Source organism: Curvibacter sp. GW821-FHT09D12 (assembly GCF_059416245.1).
The window spans coordinates 249,875-275,851 of the sequence record NZ_JBWKOU010000002.1 but is presented as its reverse complement, the minus strand read 5'-3'; the positions used below and the strand labels follow the sequence as shown (position 1 = coordinate 275,851).

The window sequence follows — 25,977 nt, the reverse complement described above, 5'->3', positions numbered from 1 at the left end:
CGCTGCGGGCATGGTGCGGTCGATAAAATCGCCGTCATGACATTTGATCCCCAACAGGTGCTGAGCCGCGCCTTGCAAACCTTCGACATCGAGGCCGCTGCAGTCCAAGGCCTCAAGGCCCGCACCGGAGCCGCTTTTGTGGAGGTGGTCCGGCGCATCCTGGCCACGCAGGGGCGCGTGGTGGTCACCGGCATGGGCAAGAGCGGCCACGTGGGCCGCAAGATAGCCGCCACCCTGGCCTCCACCGGCACCCCGGCCCTGTTTGTGCACCCGGCCGAGGCCAGCCACGGCGACCTGGGCATGATCACGGCGGCCGATGTGGTGCTGGCCATTTCCAACAGCGGCGAGTCGGCCGAACTGGATGCCATCCTGCCTGTGGTCAAGCGCCTGGGCGCCTTGCTGATCGGCATGACCGGTGGCGCCCAGTCTTCGCTGGCGCGGCATGCCGATCTGGTGATCGACAGCGGTGTTGAAACCGAAGCCTGCCCCCTCAACCTGGCGCCCACCGCGAGCACCACCGCCCAGATGGCCCTGGGCGATGCCCTGGCTGTGGCCTTGCTGGAAGCCCGGGGCTTTGGCGCGGAAGACTTTGCACGTTCTCATCCCGGCGGGGCTCTGGGCCGCAGACTGCTCACCCATGTGAGTGACGTCATGCGCCGCGGCGATGCCGTGCCCCGCGTCCGACCCGATGCCCCATTCCTGGCCTTGATGCGTGAGATGAGCGGCAAGGGCCTGGGGGCCTCGGCCGTGGTCGACGAGGCCGGTGCTGTCGTGGGCATCTTCACCGATGGTGATCTGCGCCGCCTCATCGAACAGGGCGTTGATCTGCGTGGGGTTGTGGCCCGCGAGGTCATGCACCCCCGCCCGCGCCGCATCCGCAGCGATGCCCTGGCCGTGGATGCGGCCAGCCTGATGGAGCAGCACAGCATCACCAGCGTGCTGGTCTGCGAACCCGGTGATGTCCTGGTGGGCATCGTGCACATTGGCGACCTGATGCGCGCCAAGGTCATCTGAGAAAGCCTGCCGTGAACCCCTCTGTCCGCGCTTCTGCCCCCGCATCCTCCCCCGCCTCTTTGGCCACCCTGGCGCCCCTGAGCCCCGCCCTGCGTTTCGATCCCGAGCTGCTGCTGGCCGCCCAGGGGATCAAGGTGGCTTTTTTCGATGTCGACGGCGTGCTCACCGATGGCGGCCTGTACTTCAGCGAGGCGGGCGAGACGCTCAAGCGCTTCAGCACCCTCGACGGCCATGGCCTGAAGCTGCTGCCGCGGGCCGGCATCACCCCGGTGGTCATCACTGGCCGCGATTCACAGCCGCTGCGCCGGCGCCTGCAGGCCCTGGGCATCACCCATGTGCACTACGGCACAGAAGACAAGCGGCCGGCCGCCGAGCAGACCCTGCAGGCCCTGGGCTTGGATTGGTCGCAAGCTGCCGCCATCGGTGACGACTGGCCCGACCTGCCTGTGTTGCGCCGCTGCGCCTTGGCCGCCGCGCCGGCCAATGCCCATCCCGAAGCCCTGGCCTGTGCCCGGTATGTCACCCGGCTGCGCGGTGGCGAAGGGGCTGGGCGTGAGTTCTGCGACCTGTTGTTGGTGGCCAGCGGCCGCTACGCAGGCCTGCTGCAGGATGCCGCCTCATGAGCAGCGCCACCCTGCCTCGGCGCAAGCCGGCCCTGGGCTTGGTGCGCCTGCTGCTCGATCACCTGTCCATCTACCTGCCGGTGATCCTCATGGGCGTGCTGGCCCTGGGCACCTACTGGCTGGTGCGCACCACCCCGGTGTTTGCCCCGGCTGGCCCCCAGCAGGCGCCGCGTCACGAGCCTGACTATTTCATGCGCGACTTTGCCGTCAAAACCTTTGATCCGCAGGGCCGCCTGAAAAGCGAGGTGCGTGGCACCGAGGCCCGCCATTACCCTGATACCGATACCCTGGAAATTGATCAGGTCCATCTGCGCTCGTACAGCGCCGAGGGGCAGGTCACCGTGGCCACCGCCAAGCGCGCCCTGAGCAACAGCGACAGCACCGAGGTGCAGTTGTTCGGCAATGCCGTGGTGGTGCGCGAGCCTTTCACCGACCCTGGCGGGCGGGTGGCCCCGCGCATGGAGTTCCGCAGCGAATTCCTGCACGCCTTCACCGACACCGAGAAAGTGCGCAGCCACCTGCCGGTGGTGCTGATCCGTGGCGACGATCGCTTCACAGGAGATGCCATGGACTTCGACAACCTGGCCCGTACCCTTGAACTGCGCGGTCATGTGCACGGTACGCTGGTGCCCGGTGTGGCGGTCAAACCCCGGCGCTGAGACCCGCATGAGCCCGCAACAGCGACCCCTGGTGTTCATCACCGGTGCCTCCAGTGGCATCGGACAGGCCTTGGCCTTGCGTTTTCACCAAGCCGGCTGGCGCCTGGCCCTGGTAGCGCGGCGCCATGCCGAGATGCAGGCCTGGGCCGAGCAACAAGGGCTGCCCTCAGATGCCTATGCGCTCTACGCCGCCGATGTGTCGGTCACCGACGAGATCGTGGCGGCGGGCCAGGCCTGCTTGCAGCAACAGGGCCTGCCCGATGTGGTGGTGGCCAATGCCGGCATCAGTGTGGGGGTGGACACCGCGGAGCGCGAGGATCTGGCGGTGCTGGCCCGCATTTTTGCCACCAACAACATCGGTCTGGCCGCCACCTTCCACCCCTTTGTGGCAGGCATGGTCCAGCGCCGCAAGGGCATCCTGGTCGGGGTGGGCAGCGTGGCGGGCATCCGTGGTCTGCCTGGCCATGGTGGGTATTGCGCCAGCAAGGCCGGCGTGATCAGTTACTGCGAGAGCCTGCGTGGCGAGATGCGCCCGTTTGGCGTCAAGGTGGTCACGATTTGCCCCGGCTATGTCGACACCCCGCTGACCCGCCAGAACCGCTATGGCATGCCGTTTCTCATGACCCCCGAGGCGTTTGCCGAGCGCGCCTACCGAGCCATCATCGGGGGCGTGCGCTACCGCGTCATTCCGTGGCAGATGGGATGGGTGGCCGCGTTGCTGCGCATTCTGCCCAATGCCTGGTTTGATCGCCTGCTGGCCGGGCGCCCTCGCAAGCACCGGCAGCCATCGCAAGGCTGAGCGTAAACCGTTCAATGCAAGGGTATTTCTGGGGCTGCTGAGGCCCGGTATTGGGCGCCCCCAATGAAAAAGGCTCCCTGAGGAGCCTTTTGCTTGCCTGGTTGAACGCCCAGGTGCATGCGGTTCAAAACCGATCAGTAGCTGTTGCCGCCGCCGTAGCCGCCGCCGCCACCACCGCCGTAGCCGCCACGGCCACCGCCGTTGCCACCACGCGGGCCAGCGCCGTAGGGGCTGCGGAAGCCGCCTTCGCCGCCACCACCACCGCTGCGGCCGCCGCCGAAGCCGCCACCACCGCCGCCGCTGCGGCCGCCACCACCGTAGCCGCCACCACCACCGCCGCCGCCGCCGAAGCCGCCACCGCTACGCGGGGGACGGGGCTCCATCGGGCGGGCTTCGTTGACCACCACGCTGCGGCCACCGAGGGATTGACCGTTCATGCCGTTGATGGCGGATTGTGCTTCGGCGTCGCTCGCCATTTCCACAAAGCCGAAACCCTTCGAGCGGCCGGTGTCACGCTCCATCATGACCTTGGCGCTGGTCACAGCACCAAATTGGCCAAAAGCCTGTTCCAGGTCGTTGTCGCGCACCGAGTAAGGCAGGTTGCCGACGTACAGTTTGTTGCCCATCAAGGGACTCCTCAAAAACACATTAACAAAGCGATGGAGTCCCGAAAACGCACACTTCGGACGCGAACCTGACCGATCACCGCAAGCTTGCATGGAATCGAAGCCATGCTTCTGTATTAAAACCATGGTGTATTGAAAAATGCAAGTGTTTTTTGTTTTTTTGCTGGAAATGAATCGAAAAAACAAATTCAATTCCATTCCAATATCAGCACCGCAGGCGACGTGTCATTTCTGCATCAGGGTGGGTCGTCTGGCGGGTGTGGGGCATCGCCTTCGCCCGCGTCCGCCTGGTGGCGCCACTGGGTGAAGGCGCTGCGCATCGTCAGCACCTGCTTGGCAAACAAAGGGCAGGCTTCGCAGGCGGCCAGGTGCAGGCGCAGTGCCAGCTTTTCCTCCAGGCCCAGTCGGCGGTCTTCGCGGGCCAGCAGCAAGGCGGCCACTTCTTTGCAGTTGCGCCTCAAGATCATGGCTTGGCCCCCCGGGGCAGGCCGAACCAATTGATTTCAAGGCATTCGCGCAATCGCAAGCGGGCCCGGTGCAATTGCACATACAGGTGGTTGGGGCTGAGCTTGAGTTCCAGGCAGATTTCTTCGCACGAGAGTTCCAGCCATTCGCGCATCAGAAATACCCGCCCCATGGCGGCAGGCAGGCGTTCGGAGCAGGTTTCAAGCACCTCGATGAATTGGCGGGATTGCAATTGCTGTTCGGGATTGCCCCAGTCCATCGGTGTTTGGGCAAAGTGGCCATTGGCGGTGAAGCTCAGGGCTTCCAGTTCGTCGCCCTCGTCGTCATTGATATCCAGCACCACCTCGCGGGCGCGCTGACGCATCTGATCGACCACCTTGTGTTTCAGGATGCCCACCAGCCAGGTCTTCAATTGCGACTGCTGCTGAAAAGCCTGCGGTCGGTTCAGGGCGGCGAGGACCGTCTCTGAAACCGCGTCCTCAGCCCAGGTCTCATTGCGCAATTGCAGTCGCGCAAATTTGAGCAGGTAGGGCCGGTGTGCGGCCAACTGATGTTCAAAACTCATGGGTCAAGTGTATTGAAAGGGCGCCGATTGCGTTGTCTGGAAAGTATTGCAAAAAAATATTTCACCAAGCTTGTAAGAATGACCGAGCCAGGCCGACTCACCCTCAACCGGTGATCTGAATGGCCCGACCGGGCCCCGGTTGCAAGTCAATTTTTTCAACGTCACACCAGGAGATTTCCATGAACCAACGTGCTTTGTTTGCCGCCGCTGCCGCTTCTTTGTTGTCCTCGGCCCTGCTGGCCTCCAGCCCCGTGCTGGCGCAAGACACGGCCAAGGAAAAGTGCTTCGGCATTGCCAAGGCGGGCCAGAACGACTGTGCCAACCTCAGTGGCAGCCATTCGTGTGCCGGCCAGGCCAAGGAGGACATGTCCAAGGCCGACTGGAAGTACGTGGCCAAGGGCACGTGCAAGCAGATGTCCGGTCTGACCGCCGACGAAGCCAAGATGGCTGCCGGCAAGAAGGGCTGAGGTTGAGTGTTGCCTGAGCAGGAGCTATCCATGTCCGAGCCCTCGCAAGCCCTGCGTTCGCCCATGCCCTGGGTGGGGCTGGGCTGGCGCCAGCCCCACTATGCCGAGCTGCTGCAAGGCGCGCCCGCCCCGGGCTTTCTGGAGGTGCACTCCGAGAACTTCTTCGGCACCGGGGGCGCCGCCCTCGGGGTGTTGATGCAGGCCCGCGAGCAGCACGCCATCAGCCTGCATGGGGTGGGCCTGTCGCTGGGCTCGGCCGTTGGGCTGGATCCCTGGCACCTGGACCAACTGGCCGAGTTGGTGGCGCGGGTCGATCCGGTGCGCGTGAGTGACCATGCCAGCTTTTCGCGTGGTTTGCTGCGGGGCCAGGCGGTGCACGCCGCCGACCTGCTGCCCGTGCCCTGGACCACCGAAGCCCTCAAGCTGATGGCCAGCCATGTGCAGCAGGTGCAGGACCGGCTGCGCCGCCCGCTGGCGGTCGAGAACCTGTCGGCCTACCTGAGTTGGGCCGACCATGATTTTTCCGAGGTGCAGTTCCTCGTTGAACTGGCCCGCCGAACCGGCTGCGGGCTGTTGGTCGATGTGAACAACCTGCACGTCAATGCCCGCAATGCCTGGCGTCGCCAGCACGGCGCCCAGGTGCCCGAGCCGGTGGAGGCTTTGCTCGATGTCTCGCGGGCCTGGCTGGATGCGGTGCCCGCCGAGTGCGTGGCCGAAATTCACCTGGCCGGCCACGCCGACACCGGTGAATGGTTGATCGACGACCATGGCAGCCTCATCAGCGAGCCCGTCTGGGCGCTTTACCGGCATGCCGTGTCGCGCTGGGGCCCGCGCCCCACCCTGGTTGAATGGGACACCGATCTGCCGCCCTGGGCCGTGCTGATGGATCAGGCCCGGCTGGCTGCCGACGCCTTGGCGGAGTGTGCCCCATGAGCCAGACCCTGCTCGAGCAGCAGTCGGCCTTGCTGGCCGCGCTGTGGTCGCCGACGGCGGCGCCACCTGCGGGTGAAGCCGGTCTGCCCGCCTACCAGCGCAACGCGCGGGCCGTGGCCGAGCGCGCCCTGGCCGCCGCCTACCCCGTGCTGCGCCAATGTGTAGGCGAAGCCACCCTGGCCGCCCTGGCCCGCGACCATTGGCTGGATTGCCCGCCCGTGCTCGGCGATCTGGCCCATTGGGGCGCAGATCTACCCGCCTGGCTGGGCCACCTGGGCCCCGAGCACGAGCTGCCGGCCTGGTTGCCTGAGTTGGCACGGGCCGAGTGGGTGTTGCACCAACTGGTCACCGCACCCGACCCGCTGCCCCAGCCCACCACGCTGGCGCGCCTGGTGCAGGAAGACCCCGATCAACTGCGCCTGGAGATGCCCGCAGGCACGCAGGTGCTGGCTTTCGAGTCTGCGGTGATCTCCGTCCTGCTGGCACACGGCGGTGTTGAGGGGGGCTGTGAGCCATCGGCCCAGGCGTTGCAGGCCGCCGGTCACCGTCTGCAGGCCGGTGAGCGTGAGCTGGCCGTTTTCTGGCGCCAGGGCTGGCGACCCCGCGTGCGCCTGATCGACGCCACCGAAGCCGCCTGGCTGCAGGCGCTGCACACCCAGCCCAGCCTGGGCGCGGCCCTGCACTGGCTGGAGTTGCAACCGCCGGGCATGGACCTGGGGGCCTGGCTGCAAGAGGCCGTCACCCAAGGCCTGGTGCTGGCCGTGGGCGACGCCCACCCCCACTGAACAACGATTCCTAGGAGATTGTCATGACCCCGACCTGCCCCCTGATCCTGAAGCCCTATGCCTTGCTGGTGCGCGGGCTGGATGCCCTGCAGCCCCTGGCGGCCCTGTTGGCACGTCTCTATGTGGCGCGGGTGTTTTTTCTATCCGGTCTGACCAAGCTGCGTGATTGGGAGATCACCCTGGCCCTGTTCCAGGACGAGTACCACGTGCCCTTGCTGCCACCGGCCTGGGCGGCGGTGATGGGCACCCTGGGCGAGGTGGGGTTGCCGGTGTTGCTGGTTCTGGGTTTGGGTGGGCGCATTCCGGCGCTGGGCTTGCTGGTGGTGAACGCCGTGGCCGTGCTGTCCCTGTCCGAGATTTCGTCCGAGGCGCTGCAAGGCCATGTGTTCTGGGCCAGCCTGCTGGCGGCGCTGGCCATCTTCGGCACCGGCCGCTGGACCCTCGATGGGCTCCTGGCACGCTGGTTTCAACGCTGAGCACCCCCCAAAACGCGCCCCGGGGGCGCGCTCTGGCTCGGACCACCCGGCGTTCGGCCCATTACCAGCTGACTTCGCGGTCCGGGGTGGAGCGGATCTTGTGGATCGACAGGTCGGCGCCCTCGAACTCCTCTTCCTGCGACAGGCGCAGCCCCAGCGTGACCTTGAGCAGTCCATAAACCACCAGGCCGCCCACCGCGGCCCACATCACCCCCATGGCGGTGCCGATCAACTGGGCGTTCAGGCTCACGCCGCCCAGGCCACCGAATGCCTTGCTGCCGAACAGGCCGGCGGCCACGCCGCCCCAAGTGCCGCACAGGCCATGCAGTGGCCACACGCCCAGCACGTCATCGATCTTCCATTTGTTTTGGGTCAGGGTGAACATCAGCACGAAGATCGTGCCGGCCACGGCGCCCACCACCAATGCCCCAAGTGGGTGCATCAGGTCCGAGCCGGCGCACACCGCCACCAGGCCAGCCAGCGGGCCGTTGTGGACAAAGCCCGGGTCGTTTCTGCCCATCACCAGGGCGGCCAAGGTGCCACCTACCATGGCCATCAGCGAGTTCACGGCCACCAGGCCCGAGATCTTGTCCAGGGTCTGCGCGCTCATCACGTTGAAGCCGAACCACCCCACCACCAGAATCCAGGCGCCCAGCGCCAGAAACGGGATGTTCGAGGGCGGGTGGGCCGAGATCGCGCCGTCCTTGCGGTAGCGGTTGGCGCGCGAGCCCAGCAGAACCACCGCCGGCAGGGCGATCCAGCCGCCCACGGCATGCACCACCACCGAGCCGGCGAAATCGTGGAACTCCTCGCCCGTCAGGGTCTTGATCCAGGCCTGCACGCCAAAGTGCTGGTTCCAGGCGATGCCTTCAAAGAAGGGGTAGATGAAGCCCACGATCACGGCGGTGGCGATCAGCTGAGGCCAGAAGCGGGCCCGCTCGGCAATGCCGCCCGAGATGATGGCCGGAATGGCGGCGGCAAAGGTCAGCAGGAAAAAGAACTTCACCAGCTCATAGCCGTTCTTCGCGGCCAGTTCCTCGGCGCCCACAAAGAAATGGGTGCCGTAGGCCACGCCATAGCCCACCCCGAAATACACCACGGTCGAAATCGAGAAATCCACCAGGATCTTCACCAGGGCATTGACCTGGTTTTTCTGCCGGACCGTGCCCAGCTCAAGAAAGGCAAAGCCGGCGTGCATGGCCAGAACCATCACGGCGCCCAGCAGAATGAACAAGGCGTCAGCGCCCTGTTTTAGTGCTTCCATAGTGTCCTCGTGGAGAAAATGAACTGAAATGGTGCATTCGATGCTTTGCATGCGAATGCGCACCAGGAGAAAGCAATAAATGCGCCATAACGGTGATGATTGCCTGATGATGGTGCGCACCAGACAGGGTCATCCCGATTCGGTGCATCGCCACACCCCGCAGCGGGCCTTGCGGATTGGGTACACTGGCGCCCTGTTCAAGGGGGAGTAGCCTCCCTTCCGGGCCATCAAAGGCCTGCGAGAGGGGTTTGCGTCAACAGACTTGTGCGCCGCCATCCAGGTGAGTGCCCATGGCGCAAACGGTTTGCGGACCTGGCGAGACCTTTGACTGCGCAGCCCCCGTTTTTGGCCGGGGGGTGCAGCGCAGTCATGGGTTTTGTCCGGCCGGAGTTCTTTTTCCCCATGGAAGCCTTTCTTGTCTCCACCGGCATCGTCGCCCTCGCTGAAATGGGCGACAAGACGCAGTTGCTGTCGCTGGTCCTCGCCGCCCGTTTCCGCAAGCCCTGGCCGATCGTGCTGGGCATCCTCGTGGCCACCGTGGTCAACCATGGCCTGGCTGGCGCCGTCGGCACCTGGGTCACCACCGTGCTCGGGCCCCAATGGCTGCGCTGGATCCTGGGTGCCTCGTTCATTGCCATGGCGGTGTGGATGCTGATCCCTGACAAGCTCGACGATGACGACACCGGTGGTGCCTCGCCCCGCCTGGGCATTTTCGGCACCACCGTGGTGGCCTTCTTTCTGGCCGAGATGGGGGACAAGACCCAGATCGCCACGGTGATGTTGGCCGCGCAATACCAGGCCTGGGCCGCGGTGGTGGCCGGTACCACCCTGGGCATGATGCTGGCCAACGCCCCGGTGGTCTGGCTGGGCGACCGCCTCACGCGGCGGGTGCCGCTCCGGGTGGTGCACCTGGTGTCGGCGCTGATCTTTGCTGTGCTGGGGCTGCTCGCCCTGTTCGCCCCGGCTTGATGTCGGGGGGGCGCTGCCGGGCAAGGGTCCTTGCTATACTTCGGGCACCTGTTCACAGGGCGCCGATTTGATTCCAGCTTGCGGGCGCCGAAACCACCGTGTTTCGAAATTCAGCTAAAGACAGATAGGCTCAACCCGGTCTCGTTTTTGGCGAACCGGGTTTTTTGTTGCCATGAGTTTTCTAGCCACACCTCAGTTCATGACCTTCGAGGCGCCGCTGCCTCTGCAAAGCGGTGCCTCGATACGGGATTACACCCTCGCCTACGAGACCTACGGCACGCTCAATGCCGAGCGCTCCAATGCCGTGCTGATCTGCCACGCCCTCAATGCCTCGCACCACGTGGCGGGGGTGTACGAAGGCCAGCCCAAGTCCGAGGGCTGGTGGGACAACATGATCGGCCCCGGCAAGCCGGTGGACACCAACCGCTACTTCGTGATCGGCGTCAACAACCTGGGTTCGTGCTTTGGCAGCACCGGGCCCATGCACATCCACCCCGACACCGGCCGCGTCTACGGCGCTGATTTCCCCGTGGTCACGGTGGAAGACTGGGTCAATGCCCAGGCGCGGCTGCTCGATGCCCTGGGCATTCAGCAACTGGCGGCGGTCATGGGCGGCAGTCTGGGCGGCATGCAGGCCCTCAGTTGGACCCTGCAATACCCCGAGCGCATGCGCCATGCCGTGGTGGTGGCCAGCGCGCCCAACCTGAACGCCGAGAACATCGCCTTCAACGAGGTGGCGCGCCGCGCCATCGTCACCGACCCCGATTTCCATGGCGGTCACTTTTACGAGCACAACGTGGTGCCCAAGCGTGGCTTGCGCATCGCCCGCATGATCGGTCACATCACCTACCTGAGCGACGACGTCATGAACGAGAAGTTCGGTCGCCAGCTGCGCGAGGCCGTGGTCGACAGCGCCACCGGTTACCGATATTCGACCCAGGATGTCGAGTTCCAGATTGAAAGCTACCTGCGCTACCAGGGTGACAAGTTCAGCGAATACTTTGACGCCAACACCTACTTGCTGATCACCCGGGCGCTCGACTATTTCGACCCGGCCCGCGCCCATGGCGGCAGCCTCAGCGCGGCCCTGGCCCAGGCGCAATGCCGCTTTCTGCTGGTCAGCTTCACCACCGACTGGCGTTTTTCGCCCCAGCGCAGCCGCGAGATCGTCAAGGGCCTGCTCGACAACCGCCGCGACGTCAGCTATGCCGAGATCGATGCGCCGCACGGCCACGATGCCTTTTTGCTCGAAGACCCGCGCTACCTGGATGTGGTGCGCGCCTATTTCAACCACAAGGTGCCGGCATGAGCGACGCCCACAACCTCCAAAGCATTGCCGCCCTGGTGCCCCGCGGCGCCCGCGTGCTTGATCTGGGCTGCGGGGACGGCGCCCTGCTCGATGTGCTGCAGCGCGAGCGCGGCTGCACCGGCTATGGCATCGAGATCGACGACGCCAACGTGCTGGCCTGCGTCAAGCGCGGTGTCAATGTGATCCAGCTCAACCTCGACGAAGGTCTGTCGATGTTCGACGACGCCTCATTCGATGTGGTGCTGCAGATCGACACCCTGCAACACCTGCGCAACGCCGAGGTGATGCTGCGCGAGACCGCCCGCGTGGGCAAGACCGGCATCGTGGCCTTCCCCAACTTTGCACACTGGCCCAACCGCCTGAGCGTGCTGCGCGGGCGCATGCCCGTCACCAAGCGCCTGCCCTACCAGTGGTACGACACGCCCAACATCCGCGTCGGCACCTTTGCCGACTTCATCGACCTGGCGCACAAGAACGCGCTGCGCATCGTCGACGGCTTCGGCCTGCAGCAAGGGCGCGAAGTGCGCTGGCTGCCCAATGCGCGGGCCGGAACCGCTGTTTTCAAGTTCGTGCGGGCCTGATGCGAGGCCGTTTTCTGGCCGGGTAAACCGCAGCCCGCAAGGCCTCAGGCCTGGGCTAAAGTTGTACGATCAATTTTCTTCCCTGCGCGCCAACGCGCCCTGCCCATGACCCCCCAGTTCCAGACCATCACCCCCGGCGCTCGCCTGTCCGACCAGGTGGCCGAGGCACTGGCGGCCGAGATCCGGGCCGGGCGGCTGGTGGTGGGGGCCAAGCTGCCCACCGAGGCCGTGCTGGTGGCTCAGTTCGCGGTCAGCCGCACCGTGGTGCGCGAGGCCGTGTCGCGCCTCAAATCACTGGGCCTGGTCGATTCGCGTCAGGGCAGCGGCGTTTATGTGCGCGAAAAGTCCTTTCAACCCCTCAACTTTGATGCACGCCATGCCGTCTCCAAGAGCGCGGTGGTTCAGATGGCCGAAGTGCGCCGGGCCCTCGAGGCCGAGGTGGCCGGCCTGGCCGCCGAACGCCGCACCCCGGGCGATGTGCTGCGCGTGCGCCAGGCCATCGAGGCCCTGGATGCCGCGGTCCAATCCGGGGGCGATGGCGTCAATGAAGACGTGCTGTTTCACCGCGCCATCGCCGATGCCGCGCGCAACCCTTTTCTGATCGGGACGCTGGAATACCTGAGCCAGTTCCTGCGGGGGGCCACCCAGGTCACCCGGGCCAATGAGGCCCGCCGCGCCGACTTTGTCCGCGAGGTGGCCGAGGAGCATCAGCGCATCTGGCGTGCCATCGAGGCCGGCGACCCCCAGGCCGCCCGCGCCGCCGCGGCAGGCCACATGGACAACGCCATCCGCCGCATCGAGCAGGCCGACCCCGCCTTCTGGCAACAGCAGGGCGAGGCCCTGGCCCAGCCCTTGATCAAGGCGCTGACACCGCCGGCCTGAGGGCCTGACGTCCCAGGGAAAACCCTTGTCTTCGAGCCTCGCTTAAATTTGTATGATAACCATATGAATAACGCCGAGGGGTGATCCTGCCCGCTGCAGCCCGGCGTTCCAACCACGGAAGACAACCCTCATGACCGCCCAAACCCTGGCTGGCGCCCACGCTGTGCCGCCCGATCTCGAACGCCAGACTTACGCCAAAGTGTTCTGGCGCCTGGTGCCCTTTCTGATGCTGTGCTATGTCGTGGCCTACCTGGACCGCGTCAACGTGGGCTTTGCCAAGCTCCAGATGGCACAGGACCTGGGCTTCAGCGAAACCGTGTTCGGCCTGGGCGCCGGCATCTTCTTTCTGGGCTACTTTCTGTTCGAGGTGCCCAGCAACATCCTCATGAGCAAGGTGGGTGCGCGCATCTGGATTGCCCGCATCATGATCACCTGGGGCCTGCTTTCGGCGGCCTTCCTGTTCGTCAAGACCCCCACCCAGTTCTATGTGCTGCGCTTTTTGCTCGGCCTGGCCGAGGCGGGCTTCTACCCTGGCGTGATCCTGTACCTCACGCTGTGGTACCCGGCGCACCGCCGCGCCAAGATCGTGGCCGTGTTCATGTCGGCGATTCCCGTGGCTGGCATCTTCGGCAACCCGCTGTCGGGCTGGATCATGGAGTCCTTCCACCAGACGGCCGCCCTCAGTGGCTGGCAGTGGATGTTTGTCATCGAGGCCGTGCCCGCCCTGGTGATCGGCCTGGCCGTGCTGGCCTACCTGGACAACAACGTGGCCGAGGCCCAATGGCTCAGCCCAGAGCAAAAGCGCCTGATCCAGCATGAGATCGACCTCGATCAGGCCCATGGCAGCAAGGGCCCGCACACCGTGGCCGCCGTCTTCACCGACGCCCGCATCTGGTGGATGGCTGCCATCTACTTCGCCTTCGTGATGGGCCAGTACGCCCTCACCTTCTGGCTGCCCACCCTGGTCAAGGCCACCGGCGTCAAAGGCAACTTCAACATCGGCCTGCTCAGCGCCATCCCTTTCCTGTGCGCCATCGTGGCCATGAACCTGTTCGGCCGCAGCGCCGACCGCCTGCGCGAACGCCGCTGGCACCTGATCATCCCGGCCCTGATGGGCGCGGTGGGCTTTGCCGTGGCGGCCTCGTTTGCCGACAACACCGTGGTCTCGCTGGTCTTCCTGTCGTTGGCCGCGGCTGGCGTGCTGACCTGCGCCCCCTTGTTCTGGTCCTTGCCCACGGCCTTTTTATCGGGCACGGCTGCCGCTGCCGGCATCGCCGCCATCAATTCGGTCGGCAACCTGGCCGGCTTTGCCAGCCCCTACCTGATCGGCTATCTGAAAGACCTGACCGGCAGCACCGCCATCGGCATGTACGTGCTGGCAGCCTCACTGGTGGTGGGCGCCGTGCTGGTGTGGCTCACACCCAGGCAGTTGGTCAACCGCTGAGCCAGCCCCTCTTTTCACCCCTTCCAGACAAGTCAAAAAGGAACCTTCACATGAGCACCATCGGATTCATCGGCCTGGGCGCCATGGGCAGCGGCATGGCCGCATCATTGCGCCGTGCCGGCCACGACTTGCAGGTGTTTGACGTGCGCCGCGAGGTGGCCGACGCCTTTGCAGCCCAGGGTGGCCGGGCCTGCGCCTCGCCGGCCGAGGCGGCGCAAGGGGCCGACGTGGTGGTCTCGGTGGTGGTCAACGCGGCCCAGACCGAGGCCGTGCTGTTCGGCGCTGACGGACAAGGCGGCTGCGCCGCCGCCATGTCGCCCGGCGCCGTGTTCGTGATGTGCTCCACCGTCGACCCCAACTGGTCGGCCGCCCTGGAAGGCCGGCTGGAGGCCCTGGGCCTGGGCTACCTCGATGCGCCCATTTCGGGCGGTGCCGCCAAGGCCGCCAGTGCTCAGATGACCATGATGACCGCCGGCCGGCCGGCCGTCTACGACAAGGTTGGCCCCCTGCTCGATGCCATGGCCGCCAAGGTCTACCGCCTGGGCGAGCGCGCCGGCGCCGGCAGCAAGGTCAAGATCATCAACCAGCTGCTGGCCGGCGTGCACATCGCCGCCGCCGCCGAGGCCATGGCCCTGGGCCTGCGCGAAGGCGTCGAGGCCAAGGCCTTGTACGAGGTGATCACGAACAGCGCCGGCAACAGCTGGATGTTCGAAAACCGCATGGCGCATGTGCTGGCGGCCGACTACACCCCCTTGTCGGCGGTCGACATCTTCGTCAAGGACCTGGGCCTGGTGCTCGACACCGCGCGCGCCAGCAAATTCCCGCTGCCTCTGTCCAGCACCGCGCACCAGATGTTCATGCAGGCCTCTACCGCGGGTTACGGTCGTGAGGACGACAGTGCGGTCATCAAGATTTTCCCGGGCATCCAGTTGCCGGGCGCCGAATGACAATCGGCTGAGCCTTCACCCCCTGCTTGCTTCGGAGTACCCCTCATGCACATCCTCATCACCGGCGGCTGCGGCTTCCTCGGCGCCCGCCTGGCCCGCACCCTGCTGGCTGCCGGCCCGTTCAGCCTGGCGGGCGCCCCCGCGGCCGCGATCACCCGCATCACCCTGGCCGACCGCATGCCGCCGCCGGCCGACCTGGCCGTCGACCCGCGCATTGCCTACCTGGGTGGCGACCTCAACGAGCAACTGGCCGCCGGCCTGCTGCCCGCGGCCGACACCGCGCTGGTCTACCACCTGGCCGCGGCCGTCAGTGGCGAGTGCGAGGCCGACATGGATCTGGGCTTGCGCAGCAACCTTGACGCGACCCTCGGCCTGCTGCAGGCCTGCCGTGCCTTGAAGACCGTGCCCACGCTGGTGTTCTCCAGCTCGGTGGCGGTGTTCGGCAGCTCGCCCGAGCTGCCCCTGCCCGAGGTCATCGAAGACCTCACCCTGCCCACACCCCAAGGCAGCTATGGCGTGCAGAAGTTTGTTGGCGAGCAACTGGTGGCCGACTTTGGTCGCAAGGGCTTCATCCGTGCCCGCAACGTGCGTCTGATGACCGTCAGCGTGCGCCCTGGCCGCCCCAATGGTGCGGCCTCCAGCTTCCTGAGCGGCATGATCCGCGAGCCCCTGGCCGGTCAGCGCGCCAACTGCCCGGTGTCGCCCGACACCCCGGTGGCCTTGTCGTCGCCCGGGCGCACCATCGCCGGGCTGCTGCGCGCGGCCCAGGCCAGCGATGCCGAGTGGGGCCCCCGTGTGGCCCTCAACCTGCCGGCCATCACCACCACCGTGGGTGAGATGGCCCAGGCCCTGGAGCGCGTGGCCGGCCCGGCCGCCACCGCCCTGATCGACTGGCTGCCCGACGCGCGCGTAGCCGCCATCGTCACCAGCTGGCCCAGCCGCATCGCGGCGCGCCGGGCCCAGGCCCTGGGCCTGCTGCCCGACGCCGATTTCGAAACCATCATCCGAGACTACGTGCGCGAAAACCCTGGCGCCGTGACCTTGCCCCTGAAGGCCTGAACCCCATGAACAAGATCGCCCTCGGCTGCATCGCCGACGACTTCACCGGCGCCACCGACCTGGCCAACAACCTGGTGCGCGCCGGCATGCGCGTGGTGCAGACCATCGGCGTGCCCACCGGGCCCCTGGCCGCCGAGGTGGACGCCGTGGTCGTGGCCCTCAAGTCACGCACCATCGCCCCGTCCGAGGCCGTGGCCCAATCGCTGGCCGCGCTGCAATGGCTGCAGGCCCAGGGCGCGCGCCAGATCTATTTCAAGTACTGCTCCACCTTCGACAGCACCCCTGAGGGCAACATCGGCCCCGTCACCGAGGCCCTGATGGATGCGCTGGGCACCGATTTCACCATCGCCACCCCGGCCTTCCCCGACAACAAGCGCACGGTGTTCAAGGGCTACCTGTTTGCCGGTGACGGCCTGCTCAACGAGAGCGGCATGCAGAACCACCCGCTCACCCCCATGACCGACGCCAACCTGGTGCGCGTCATGCAGGCCCAGACCCAACGCCGGGTCGGCCTGATCGACTATGCCGTGGTGGCCCGGGGTGCAGAGGCCGTGCGTGAGCGCATCGCTGCCCTGCGCGCCGAAGGCGTGGGCGTGGCCGTGGTCGATGCCATCTCCAACGACGACCTGCTGCGCATGGGCCCGGCCCTGGCCGATCTGCCCCTGCTCACGGCAGGTTCCGGCGTGGCGATTGCCCTGCCGCACAACTTCGGCTTGGCCCCTTCGCCGCAGGCTGCGGCCCTGCCGGCCGCGCAAGGCCTGCAGGCCGTGGTCTCGGGCAGCTGCTCGGTGGCCACCAACCAGCAGGTGGCGCATTTCATCGCCAGCGGCCGCCCTGCGCTGGCCCTCGACCCGATTCAGTTGGCCGCCGGTGAAGACGTGGTCGGCCAGGCCCTGGCCTGGGCCGCCCCCCTGCTGGCCAGCGGCCCGGTGCTGGTGTACTCCACCGCCGAGCCCGCTGCCGTCAAGGCCGTGCAGGGCCAACTGGGCGTGGCCGAGGCCGGCGCCATGGTCGAGCACGCCGTGGCCGCCATCGCCCGTGGCTTGGTGGCCCTGGGCGTGCGCCAGTTGGTGGTGGCCGGGGGCGAGACCTCGGGCGCCTGCGTGCAGGCGCTCGAGATCGCCCAGATGCAGATCGGCCCGCAGATCGACCCGGGCGTGCCCTGGTGCCATGCCGCTTCGCCGGTGGCTGGCGAGGGGGGGCTGCACCTCACGCTCAAGTCGGGCAACTTCGGCTCGCTTGATTTCTTCAGCAAGGCCTTCGCCCTGCTCTGAACCGGAGCCCGCCCATGAACGAGAACCAGGCCCGCGAGGCCATCTGCCGCGTCGGCCGCAGCCTGTTCGAGCGTGGCTACGTGCATGCCACCGCCGGCAACATCAGCGTGCGGCTGGACGACGGCTACCTCATCACCCCCACCGACGCCAGCCTGGGCACGCTCGACCCGGCCCGCCTGGCCCGACTCGACGCCCAGGGCCAGCAGTTGTCGGGCGACCGGGGCAGCAAAACCCTCGTGCTGCACCGGCAGATCTATGACGCCGCCACCCGATTCGACCCGGGCACCCGCTGCGTCATCCACACCCACAGCACCCATTGCGTGGCCCTGAGCCTGCAGCCTGGCCTGCCCGCCGTGGCGCCTTTCACAGGCCTGGAGCTGTTGCCGGCCCTCACGCCCTACTTCGTGATGAAGGTCGGCCACGTGCCCCTGATTCCGTACCACCGACCCGGTGCCCCCGAGGCGGCCCAGGCCGTGGCCCAGGCCATCGTCCGTCAAGGTGAGCAGGGTGCGCCCATCCGCGCCGTGATGCTGGAGCGCCTGGGCCCCAATGTGTGGCACGACAGCCCCGAGGCCGCCATGGCCACGCTCGAAGAGCTGGAGGAGACCGCCCGACTGTGGCTGCTCAGTGCCGGCCGCCCGGGCCCCCTGAGTGCCTCGCAGATTGATGAATTGCGCACCACATTCGGTGCGCGTTGGTAACTTGTTCCTGTCCGGAGATCCCGCCCATGCCCCGCTTTGCCGCCAACCTGTCGATGCTCTACCCCGAGCTGCCCTTTCTGGAGCGCTTCGGCGCCGCCGCCCGTGACGGCTTCAAGGCGGTCGAGTACCTGTTCCCCTACGCCTTTGCCGCCGAAGACATCCTGGCCCAGCTGAAGGCCCATGGCCTCACGCAGGCCTTGTTCAACGCCCCGCCCGGCGGCACCGATGCGGCCAGCATCGCCCAGGCCTGGGAGGTGGCTGGCGACCGTGGCACGGCCTCGCTGCCGGGCCGCGAGGCCGAGTTCCGCGCCGGCATCGCATTGGCGCTGCAGTACGCCCGCGTGCTCGACTGCCCGCGCATCCACCTGATGGCCGGCATGTTGCCTGCCGGCGCCGACCGTGCCCTGCACCAGGCCACCTACGTCGCCAACCTGCGCTGGGCCGCGGCCGAAGCCGCGCGCGAGGGCCGCGACGTGCTGATCGAGCCCATCAACCAGCGCGACATGCCCGGCTTCTTCCTCAGCCGCCAGGACGATGCCCACGCCGTGATCGCCGAGGTGGGCGCACCCAACCTCAAGGTGCAGATGGACCTGTACCACCTGCAGATCGTCGAAGGCGACGTGGCCATGAAGCTGCGCCAGTACCTGCCCACCGGCCGCGTCGGCCACCTGCAGATCGCGGGCGTGCCGCAACGCCACGAACCCGATCTGGGCGAACTCAACTTCGACTACCTGTTCAGCGTCATTGACGAGCTGGGCTACCAGGGCTGGGTGGGCTGCGAATACCGCCCGGCCCGCGGCGCCACCCCGGGCGGTACCTCCGAGGGCCTGGGCTGGTTGCGCCGCGCCACGGCCTGAACCCGTGGCAGGTGGGCGATCTGATCATTGTGATCGCCCGATCTGTGAATTGCTACGGGATTCCCTCAGTGTCTGGGTTGGTTCCGGTGTTTCAGAATGCTTCGACCGGGTAACAGACTTCGCATCAGCCCACTGACCTGGAACAGGGAATCCCCATGGCCAAACTCACGTCTTCCAGCGCTCAACGATCCGTGGCCCGCGAGGTCTCCTTGCTGGCGATTGTCATGTTGACCGGGGTGCTGGTGGCGGCCAGTCTGGCCATCAGCACCATCACCGCACGCACGGCCCGCCAGCAGGTGCAGGCTCTGGCGGCCGACAAGGCCGACAACGTGGTGCAGGTGCTGGAGTCGCAAGACGCCACCGCCCGCGAACTGGTGCGCCGCTCCTTCAAGTCCTTCAAGCTGGCTTTCCAGCCCACCATGAGCCTCAATGAGGAGAACGGTGAACTGCAGAGCTACGGGATTGCGCTTAACAACGACTTCAGTCAGGTCGACAAGTTCACCAAGGACACCGGGGGGGTGGCCACCGTCTTTGCGCGCAAGGGGGATGACTTCCTGCGCATCACCACCTCGCTGAAAAAGCCCGACGGAGAACGTGCCATGGGGACCTTGCTGGACCGCAAGCACCCGGCCTATGCCCGTCTGCAGTCCGGTCAGTCCTACACCGGCCGTGCCGTGCTGTTCGGCAAGCCCTACATGACGCACTACGAGCCGGTCAAGGACGACGCCGGCAAGGTGGTGGGCGCCCTGTTCGTGGGCAATGACATCTCGATCTTCGAGGACGCGGTGTTCAAACAGGCCCAGGAAACCCGCTTCTTCGACAGCGGTGGCATTTACGTGATTGACCCGGGCAAGGCGAGCGAGGAGGCCCGCTTCCTGGCACATCCCCAGGCCTCGGGCAAGCGGGTGCTCGAAGTGGTGGCCCAGGCGGGCTCCTTTCTGGATCGGCTGCGCCAGGCCGACAGCAGTGAGGTGGTGCTCGACGATGCGGTTCCGCTGCGCGGTGTTGATCTGGTCAACCCGTGGGCTGTGCGCCAGATCGTCAAGACCCACGGTTGGTGGGTGGTGGCCGAGGTCTCCGATCGCGAGGCCATGGCGGGTCACCGTGCCACCATGGGCTGGGTTTGGGGCGTGATCGCCCTGGCCGTGCTGGGGCTGGGGGGCGGCCTGTTCTGGCTGCTGCGCCGGCGTGTCAGCCAGCCCCTGCGCGAACTCACGGCGGCGGTCACCACTGTGGCGCAGGGCGAGTTGACCCGCAGTTTCAGCAGTGAGCGGCAGGACGAGATCGGCGCCCTGGTGCGCGAGGTCGACGCCATGCGCCAGCTCTATCTGCGCCTGTTGCTGCAGGTGCGCTCGGCCGTCGAGGGCATCACCAACGCCAGCGTCGAGATTGCCAACGGCAACCAGGACCTGAGCATGCGCACCGAGCAGACGGCCAGCAGCCTGCAGTCGACCGCGCAGAGCATGGAGCAGATCACCGCCACCGTACAACACTCCACCGATGCCGCCCGCCAGGCTAACCAACTGGCGGCCTCCGCCGCCGAGGTGGCGGCCCGAGGCGGTGCGGTGGTGGGCGAGGTGGTCAAGACCATGGACGCCATCCACCACAGCTCGCGCAAGATCGCCGACATCATCGGCGTCATCGACGGCATCGCTTTCCAGACCAACATCCTGGCGCTCAATGCCGCGGTCGAGGCCGCGCGCGCCGGTGAGCAGGGGCGGGGCTTTGCGGTGGTGGCCGGCGAGGTGCGCACCCTGGCCCAGCGCAGCGCCCAGGCTGCGCGCGAGATCAAGTCCCTGATCGGCAACTCGGTCGAGGCCGTCGAATCCGGGGCCCAACTGGTCGGCAGCGCCGGCACCACCATGAGCGACATCGTCAGTTCGGTGCACCGGGTCGGCGACATCGTGGGCGAGATCTCGTCGGCCGCGGTCGAGCAGTCCAACGGCATCGGCCAGGTCAATGGGGCGGTCAACCAGCTCGATCAGATGACCCAGCAGAACGCGGCCTTGGTGGAGCAGTCGGCCGCCGCCGCCGCCAGCCTGCGCGACCAGGCCACGCGCCTGTCCGAGGCCATCCAGGCCTTCCATCTGGGGTGAGCCCCAGCCTGCCTGGGGGCAAACCCTGGCACCGTTGACAAGCCAACAACCGTTGGGCGGCTTATCACCACCGTTCGAGACTAAATAGTCACAATGTGATCCATTCGGTCACATTCACAAACGTCCTCAAAGGTTGTTTCCATGAGCAACGAACTCGAACGGTCCGCTGATCTCCGTCGAATCGACCCCTCCAGTGGCGCCCAGCCACGCTGGCCGGACCGCATGATCCTGGCGGCCATGGCCTTGAGCGCGGTGGCTGCGCTGGTGCTGGGCTGGGCCCATGGCACGCTGTGGCTGGCACTGAGCGTGGCCCTGCCCTTGTTGCTGGTGGGTGTCATGGGGTCGGCCCTGGCCCCGGCCACCCTGTTGTCGCGCTTGCTGCTCACCGTCGGGTTGGCCGCGCTGGTCATGTTGCACATCCAACTGGCCCAGGGGCAGGTCGAATACCACTTCGGAGTGTTTGTGACGCTGGCGCTGTTGCTGGTGTACCGCGACTGGCGCCCCATCGTTCTGGCGGCGTTGCTCTTTGCCGTGCATCACGTGCTCTTTGACCGTCTGCAGGCGGCGGGTTTCGGCGTCTACTGCGTGACCCAGCCCGATTTCGCCCGTGTCGTGCTGCATGCCGTCTACGTGGTGATCCAGACCTCTCTCGAGGTGGTGTTCGCGGTGGCCATGCGCCGTGCCGGCCTGGAGGGGGCCGAACTGGCCCGGCTGGTGGCGCAGGTCCGGGACGGCGACCGGCTTCGACTCGATGTCTCCGGTCTGGTCTTCCAAACCCCGGCCGCCCAGGTCTTGCAACAGGCACTGCAGCGTGTGCACAACGCGGTCTCCCAGGTGCATGCGTCAACCAGCAGCATCGAGGCGGCCAGCCGGGAGATCTCGATTGGCAACCTCGATCTCAGCCACCGCACCGAGCAGACGGCCAGCCACCTGGCTCAGGCTGCTTCCAGCCTTGGGGAGCTGACCGTCACGGTGCAGCACTCGGCCGAGTCAGCGCGGCAGGCCAACGACCTGTCGGGTTCCGCCGCCCAGGTGGCCGAGCGTGGCGGCGAGGCGGTACGCCGTCTGGTCAGCACGATGGAGGCGATCCACGCCAGTTCCAGCCGAATCGCCGACATCACGGGCGTGATCGACAGCATTGCGTTTCAAACCAATCTGCTCGCACTCAATGCCGCGGTCGAGGCGGCACGGGCCGGCGAGCAGGGCCGCGGCTTCGCGGTGGTGGCCAGCGAGGTGCGCAACCTGGCCAAGCGCAGCGCCGAGGCCGCCCGTGAGATCAAATCGCTGATCAGTCAATCGGCCGAGAAAGTCGAGGCCGGTACCCAGCAGGTGCATGTCGCGGGCCGCACCATGGACGACATCATGGCCTCGGTGCAGCGCGTCAAGCACATCATTGCCGACATCTCGTTGGTGGCCGGTGAACAGTCCCAGGGCTTGAGCCAGGTGCACACCGCCGTGGGTGGGCTCGATCAGATGACCCAGCAGAATGCCGCGCTGGTCGAGCAGTCGGCCGCGGCCGCCGCCAGCCTCACCGATCAGGCGGAGCGGCTGGCGCAGGCGGTGGTCATTTTCCAATCCTCTCAGCCGCTGCTCGGGCGCTGATCGGCGTTACTTCAGCGCCTTGGCGACCGTCGCCCCCAGCGGGGTGTGCAACTGGCTGGGCACGAAGCGGCCGGTGTTGTCGTCGCGGCCCTGCAGCAGGTAGCGTGTGTCGGGCTTGCCGTAGTTCTGCACCGCCATCGCCGAGAACTGGCCGATGGCGCTCTTGGGGGCGCGCAGGCGGTTCACGATCAGCACCTTCTGGGTCTCGCTGAAGTCGGCCATCATGTTTTGGTCGCCCTCGCTGTCGCCCGCGATGAACGCGGGCCCGTAGCCGTAGCGGCTGACCAGAAAGCGCTGGATGCTGCGCGTCTTGCCCGGGCCCTGGGTCTGGTCATAGCCATGGCGGTAATCGGGCAGGATGCGACCCTGGGCGTCACGCTCCAGCTCCATGGCCAGCACATGGCCTTCCTTCACCTGGTAGCCGAAGGCCGGGTTGGACGAGATCTCCTTGATCACGTCCACAAAGGAGGCCGAGCACACCCACACGTCAAAGCCGGCGGCCTTGAAGCGCCCGTACAGGTCTTGCATTTCGGGCACCAGGCGCAGGCCGTTCTTCCAGCTCACCGACACCAGCCCGGCGCGGCCCGGCAGCTCGGCCGGGGTGCTCCACTTCACCTTCTCGACCGGCTGGGTCTGCTGCCACTGCACGGTGTCCACTGTCAGCTGGCGCACCTGGGCCTCGGTCATGCCGGCAAACAGATAGGTCACCCAGGGGTAGGCGGTGTCGTGGTCGAAGGTGTCGCCGATGGCCTCGTACAGGTAGCGCACCTTGGTCAGGAAGGCCTGGTAGTGCGGGCTGCGCTTCACTTCAGCCAGGGGCTGCTGGCCCTTCAGTCCGCTGTAGTGGGTGTACAGCCAGCGGTAGCTGTCCAGGATGTCCGGCACGATGGTCTCAATGCTCACCAACTGACCCGCCGCGTTGTTGTTGGCGGGTTTGAAGGGGGTGGCCGGGATGTTTCGGCGCAAGGCCACTTCCAGCTGCTCGGGGCTGGCGCCAAAGCGCAGGTTTTCGAGCTGGTAGATCAGCGCGGCCTCTTCGATGTCCAGGAACACGCTGGTGTTGTCCCAGTCGAACACCACATAGGGCGGCTTGGCCGGGTTGTAGCCGGCGCTGGTCTTGCCCAGGCGCGCGATCAAATCGTTGATCTGCTGGCGGTTGAAGCTCTCCCACTGTCCGGGGGCCAGGGTCTGGGCGGCGGCCTGGACGGCGGTCGGGGGGCTGCTGCAGCCGGTGCTGGCCAGGGCGGCCAGCAGGCTCAGGGCCAGAGTCAGGGGGGCGAGGCGGAGCAAGGCAGGGGTCTTCATGTTTTCTCCTGGGATGAGGGGGGAACGCTGACAAGTGAATCGGTGGGCGGCGTGGTGCCGGGCAGCCAGGCCTCGGCCTCGCTCTCGTCCTTCAAGTCCACGCCGCTCAAGCCGCGCTGCAGCGCCTGGCGGATCAGCCAGGCCAGCTTGTGCGCGGCCTGCGGGTAGGCCAGGCCCTCTGGGCGCACGTTGGAAATGCAGTTGCGCTGGGCGTCGTGGCGGCCCACCCGGGGCCCATGGGTCAGGTAGATGCCCAGGCTGTCGGGCGAGCTCAGGCCGGGGCGTTCGCCGATCAGGATCACGCTCAGGCGGGCACCCAGGGCCTCGCCCACCTCGTCGGCCACGGCCACCCGGGCCTGTTGCACCAGCACCACCGGCGCCAGGCGCCAGCCCGGCGCCAGGTGCGGCAGCAAGGCCGCCAGCAACGGGGCGGCATGGCGCTGCACCGCCAGCGAAGACAGGCCATCGCCCACCACCACGCACACCTCGGGCGGCGGGCCCCCGGTGACGGCCAGGGCACGCAGGCGCTGTGCGTCGGCCGGGTCCAGGCGGCGGCCCAGATCGGGGCGGCGCAGGTATTGGGTTCGGTCGCCGGCCTGGCTGCGCACCTGCAGCACGGCGTGGCCGGCTTGCTCCAGGGCGGTCTGCAGGGCGTGGGTGTCCAGTGGTGTGTGGATGGCGTCGCGCGCCATGGCGTGGGCCAGGCCGAAGCGCAGGGTCTCGTCGGTCGGGATGGCCACCCCCGCCCGGCCCAGCGCGATGCGCGCCGGTGTGCTGCGGCGCCAGGCGGTCCAGGGCATGGGGGTCACGCCCTCGGACTGATCCGGTGCCGTAGGATCCATGGGGGCTTGTGCCGGGGGGGTCATGCGCCGCCCTCCAGGCCCAGGCTGCCCAAGTGGCTCAGCAAGGGATGGCCCTGGGCCGGGTTCAGCAACTGCCCGGCCGCGTCGGTGATCTGCTGGGCTTGCAGCCAGGCTTCGAATTCGGGGGCCCGCCGCAGGCCCAGGGTCTCGCGCAGGAACAGCGCATCGTGGAACGAGGTGCTCTGGTAGTTGAGCATCACATCGTCCGCCCCGGGCACTCCGATCAGAAAGTTCAGCCCGGCGCTGGCCAGCAACACGCTCAGCGTGTCCATGTCGTCCTGGTCGGCTTCGGCATGGTTGGTGTAGCAGATGTCGCAACCCATGGGCAGGCCCAGCAGCTTGCCGCAGAAGTGATCCTCCAGGCCCGCGCGGATGATCTGCTTGCCGTCGTACAGGTACTCGGGCCCGATGAAGCCCACCACCGTGTTCACCAGCAAGGGCTGGTAGCGCCGCGCCAGCGCATAGGCGCGGGCCTCGCAAGTCTGCTGGTCCACCCCGCCATGGGCATTGGCCGACAGGGCGCTGCCCTGGCCGGTCTCGAAATACATCACGTTCTGGCCCAGCGTCCCGCGTTGCAGCGAGCGGGCAGCGGCGCAGGCCTCGTCCAGCAGTTCGGGGCTCACGCCGAAGCTGCGGTTGGTCAGCTCGGTCCCGCCGATCGACTGGAACACCAGGTCCACCGGCACCCCACCCTCGATCAGCTGCAGCGTGTTCGTCACATGGGTCAGCACACAGGCCTGCGTGGGGATCGCCAGGCGCTGGATCAGCTCGTCAAAGCCATGGCACAGCCGGGCCAGCGTGGGCAGGCTGTCCGACACCGGGTTGATGCCGATCACCGCATCGCCCGCACCCATCATCAGCCCGTCCAGCACCGAGGCGGCCACCCCGCGCAGGTCGTCGGTCGGGTGGTTGGGTTGCAGCCGCACGGCCAGCCGGCCCGGCAGGCCCAGCGTGTTGCGAAAGTGCGTCACCACCCGGGTCTTTCGCGCCACCGCGATCAGGTCCTGGTTGCGCATGAGCTTGCTCACCGCGGCCACCATCTCCGGTGTCAGGCCGGGCGCCAGTGCGCTGAGTGTGGCGGTGTCGGCAGCCGGGCCCAGCAGCCAGTTGCGGAAGTCGCCCACCGTCAGGTGGGCCACCGGCGCGAAAGCCCGGGCATCGTGCTGGTCCATGATCAGCCGCGTGATGTTGTCGCTTTCATAGGGCACCAGGGCTTCGCTGAGGAACACCGTCAGCGGCAGTTCGGCCAGCACATGGCGGGCGGCCATGCGTTGCTGCGCGGTGGCGGCACCCAGGCCGGCCAGGTAGTCGCCAGAGCGTGCCGGGCTGGCCATGGCCATCACCTGGCGCAGGTCCTCGAAAAAGAAGCCCTGGCCGCCCAGGGTGGTGTGGTAGCGCATGGCAATGGCTCC

General features: G+C 67.0%; 27 protein-coding genes and 1 riboswitch. Of the genes, 20 read left to right on the top strand and 7 right to left on the bottom strand.

Annotated features, from left to right (window positions below):
• Positions 1–36: 36 nt before the first annotated feature.
• From AC07PT_RS03790 to AC07PT_RS03775, 4 genes are all read left to right on the top strand, one after another.
• A complete protein-coding gene (locus tag AC07PT_RS03790) occupies positions 37–1,014 on the top strand; it encodes a KpsF/GutQ family sugar-phosphate isomerase (RefSeq protein WP_492348571.1) in 978 nt (325 codons plus the stop codon).
• Between the two features lie 68 nt (positions 1,015–1,082).
• Positions 1,083–1,637: a KdsC family phosphatase gene (locus AC07PT_RS03785; protein ID WP_492348641.1), complete on the top strand. Its 555-nt coding sequence runs from the start codon at positions 1,083–1,085 to the stop codon at positions 1,635–1,637.
• Positions 1,634–2,296, top strand: coding sequence for an LPS export ABC transporter periplasmic protein LptC (lptC, locus tag AC07PT_RS03780; RefSeq protein ID WP_492348570.1), 663 nt, complete (start codon positions 1,634–1,636; stop codon positions 2,294–2,296). The genes AC07PT_RS03785 and lptC overlap by 4 nt, the downstream gene beginning before the upstream one ends.
• A gap of 7 nt (positions 2,297–2,303) precedes the next feature.
• Positions 2,304–3,095, top strand: a complete 792-nt coding sequence (locus AC07PT_RS03775; RefSeq protein ID WP_492348569.1) for an SDR family oxidoreductase — start codon at positions 2,304–2,306, stop codon at positions 3,093–3,095.
• Positions 3,096–3,229: 134 nt separating this feature from the next.
• On the opposite strand, the gene rbp is transcribed toward AC07PT_RS03775, so the two are convergent.
• The 3 genes from rbp to AC07PT_RS03760 all read right to left on the bottom strand — a co-directional run bounded on the left by rbp (position 3,230) and on the right by AC07PT_RS03760 (position 4,751).
• On the bottom strand, positions 3,230–3,721 hold the full coding sequence (gene rbp / locus AC07PT_RS03770; RefSeq protein ID WP_492348568.1) for an RNA-binding regulator: 492 nt from the start codon (positions 3,719–3,721) through the stop codon (positions 3,230–3,232).
• A gap of 236 nt (positions 3,722–3,957) precedes the next feature.
• Positions 3,958–4,188, bottom strand: a complete 231-nt coding sequence (locus AC07PT_RS03765; RefSeq protein WP_492348567.1) for a zf-HC2 domain-containing protein — start codon at positions 4,186–4,188, stop codon at positions 3,958–3,960.
• Positions 4,185–4,751, bottom strand: coding sequence for a sigma-70 family RNA polymerase sigma factor (locus AC07PT_RS03760; RefSeq protein ID WP_492348566.1), 567 nt, complete (start codon positions 4,749–4,751; stop codon positions 4,185–4,187). The genes AC07PT_RS03765 and AC07PT_RS03760 overlap by 4 nt, the downstream gene beginning before the upstream one ends.
• A gap of 179 nt (positions 4,752–4,930) precedes the next feature.
• Here AC07PT_RS03760 and AC07PT_RS03755 point away from each other — a divergent pair, with 179 nt between their 5' ends.
• From AC07PT_RS03755 to AC07PT_RS03740, 4 genes are read left to right on the top strand one after another with little or no spacing between them, the layout of a single operon-like run.
• Complete coding sequence (locus AC07PT_RS03755) at positions 4,931–5,218, top strand: BufA1 family periplasmic bufferin-type metallophore (protein ID WP_494655824.1); 288 nt, start codon at positions 4,931–4,933, stop codon at positions 5,216–5,218.
• 30 nt (positions 5,219–5,248) lie between these two features.
• On the top strand, positions 5,249–6,151 hold the full coding sequence (locus AC07PT_RS03750) for an MbnB/TglH/ChrH family RiPP precursor modification enzyme (RefSeq protein WP_494655823.1): 903 nt from the start codon (positions 5,249–5,251) through the stop codon (positions 6,149–6,151).
• The gene (locus AC07PT_RS03745) at positions 6,148–6,936 is read left to right on the top strand and encodes an HvfC/BufC family peptide modification chaperone (RefSeq protein ID WP_494655822.1); all 789 of its coding nucleotides are present in this window, start codon (positions 6,148–6,150) and stop codon (positions 6,934–6,936) included. The genes AC07PT_RS03750 and AC07PT_RS03745 overlap by 4 nt, the downstream gene beginning before the upstream one ends.
• 23 nt (positions 6,937–6,959) lie before the next feature.
• Positions 6,960–7,412, top strand: coding sequence for a DoxX family protein (locus tag AC07PT_RS03740; protein ID WP_492348562.1), 453 nt, complete (start codon positions 6,960–6,962; stop codon positions 7,410–7,412).
• 61 nt (positions 7,413–7,473) lie between these two features.
• Here AC07PT_RS03740 and AC07PT_RS03735 read toward each other — a convergent pair whose 3' ends face one another.
• Positions 7,474–8,676: an ammonium transporter gene (locus AC07PT_RS03735; RefSeq protein ID WP_494655821.1), complete on the bottom strand. Its 1,203-nt coding sequence runs from the start codon at positions 8,674–8,676 to the stop codon at positions 7,474–7,476.
• Positions 8,677–8,866: 190 nt separating this feature from the next.
• Positions 8,867–9,071, top strand: a riboswitch (yybP-ykoY riboswitch).
• 7 nt (positions 9,072–9,078) lie between these two features.
• Between AC07PT_RS03735 and AC07PT_RS03730 the strand changes: the two genes are divergently transcribed.
• The 12 genes from AC07PT_RS03730 (at position 9,079) to AC07PT_RS03675 (ending at position 22,397) form a co-directional block, all read left to right on the top strand.
• On the top strand, positions 9,079–9,645 hold the full coding sequence (locus AC07PT_RS03730) for a TMEM165/GDT1 family protein (protein ID WP_492348560.1): 567 nt from the start codon (positions 9,079–9,081) through the stop codon (positions 9,643–9,645).
• 172 nt (positions 9,646–9,817) lie between these two features.
• Complete coding sequence (gene metX / locus AC07PT_RS03725; protein WP_492348559.1) at positions 9,818–10,954, top strand: homoserine O-succinyltransferase MetX; 1,137 nt, start codon at positions 9,818–9,820, stop codon at positions 10,952–10,954.
• Positions 10,951–11,535, top strand: a complete 585-nt coding sequence (gene metW / locus AC07PT_RS03720; RefSeq protein WP_494655820.1) for a methionine biosynthesis protein MetW — start codon at positions 10,951–10,953, stop codon at positions 11,533–11,535. The genes metX and metW overlap by 4 nt, the downstream gene beginning before the upstream one ends.
• A gap of 105 nt (positions 11,536–11,640) precedes the next feature.
• Positions 11,641–12,417, top strand: a complete 777-nt coding sequence (locus AC07PT_RS03715; RefSeq protein WP_492348557.1) for a FadR/GntR family transcriptional regulator — start codon at positions 11,641–11,643, stop codon at positions 12,415–12,417.
• Between the two features lie 130 nt (positions 12,418–12,547).
• A complete protein-coding gene (locus tag AC07PT_RS03710) occupies positions 12,548–13,861 on the top strand; it encodes an MFS transporter (protein WP_494655819.1) in 1,314 nt (437 codons plus the stop codon).
• Complete coding sequence (gene ltnD / locus AC07PT_RS03705; RefSeq protein WP_494655818.1) at positions 13,828–14,808, top strand: L-threonate dehydrogenase; 981 nt, start codon at positions 13,828–13,830, stop codon at positions 14,806–14,808. Before AC07PT_RS03710 ends, ltnD begins: the two co-directional genes overlap by 34 nt.
• A gap of 45 nt (positions 14,809–14,853) precedes the next feature.
• Positions 14,854–15,867 (top strand): D-erythronate dehydrogenase, encoded by a 1,014-nt coding sequence (gene denD, locus AC07PT_RS03700; protein ID WP_494655817.1) that lies wholly within the window; start codon positions 14,854–14,856, stop codon positions 15,865–15,867.
• A 5-nt stretch (positions 15,868–15,872) separates the two neighbouring features.
• Complete coding sequence (gene otnK, locus AC07PT_RS03695; RefSeq protein ID WP_494655816.1) at positions 15,873–17,141, top strand: 3-oxo-tetronate kinase; 1,269 nt, start codon at positions 15,873–15,875, stop codon at positions 17,139–17,141.
• Positions 17,142–17,155: 14 nt separating this feature from the next.
• Entirely contained in the window at positions 17,156–17,842 is a 687-nt protein-coding gene (locus AC07PT_RS03690) for a class II aldolase/adducin family protein (RefSeq protein ID WP_494655815.1), read from the top strand.
• Positions 17,843–17,868: 26 nt separating this feature from the next.
• Positions 17,869–18,699 (top strand): 2-oxo-tetronate isomerase, encoded by an 831-nt coding sequence (otnI, locus tag AC07PT_RS03685; protein WP_494655814.1) that lies wholly within the window; start codon positions 17,869–17,871, stop codon positions 18,697–18,699.
• Positions 18,700–18,854: 155 nt separating this feature from the next.
• Complete coding sequence (locus AC07PT_RS03680; protein WP_494655813.1) at positions 18,855–20,795, top strand: methyl-accepting chemotaxis protein; 1,941 nt, start codon at positions 18,855–18,857, stop codon at positions 20,793–20,795.
• A gap of 141 nt (positions 20,796–20,936) precedes the next feature.
• Complete coding sequence (locus tag AC07PT_RS03675; RefSeq protein ID WP_494655812.1) at positions 20,937–22,397, top strand: methyl-accepting chemotaxis protein; 1,461 nt, start codon at positions 20,937–20,939, stop codon at positions 22,395–22,397.
• 6 nt (positions 22,398–22,403) lie between these two features.
• Here AC07PT_RS03675 and AC07PT_RS03670 read toward each other — a convergent pair whose 3' ends face one another.
• The 3 genes from AC07PT_RS03670 to AC07PT_RS03660 are packed head-to-tail and all read right to left on the bottom strand — an operon-like array spanning position 22,404 to position 25,965.
• Positions 22,404–23,702 (bottom strand): HAD family hydrolase, encoded by a 1,299-nt coding sequence (locus tag AC07PT_RS03670; RefSeq protein ID WP_494655811.1) that lies wholly within the window; start codon positions 23,700–23,702, stop codon positions 22,404–22,406.
• Positions 23,699–24,568 (bottom strand): ethanolamine ammonia-lyase subunit EutC, encoded by an 870-nt coding sequence (gene eutC, locus AC07PT_RS03665; protein WP_494655810.1) that lies wholly within the window; start codon positions 24,566–24,568, stop codon positions 23,699–23,701. Before eutC ends, AC07PT_RS03670 begins: the two co-directional genes overlap by 4 nt.
• Positions 24,565–25,965, bottom strand: a complete 1,401-nt coding sequence (locus AC07PT_RS03660; RefSeq protein WP_494655809.1) for an ethanolamine ammonia-lyase subunit EutB — start codon at positions 25,963–25,965, stop codon at positions 24,565–24,567. The genes eutC and AC07PT_RS03660 overlap by 4 nt, the downstream gene beginning before the upstream one ends.
• Between the last annotated feature and the right edge of the window lie 12 nt (positions 25,966–25,977).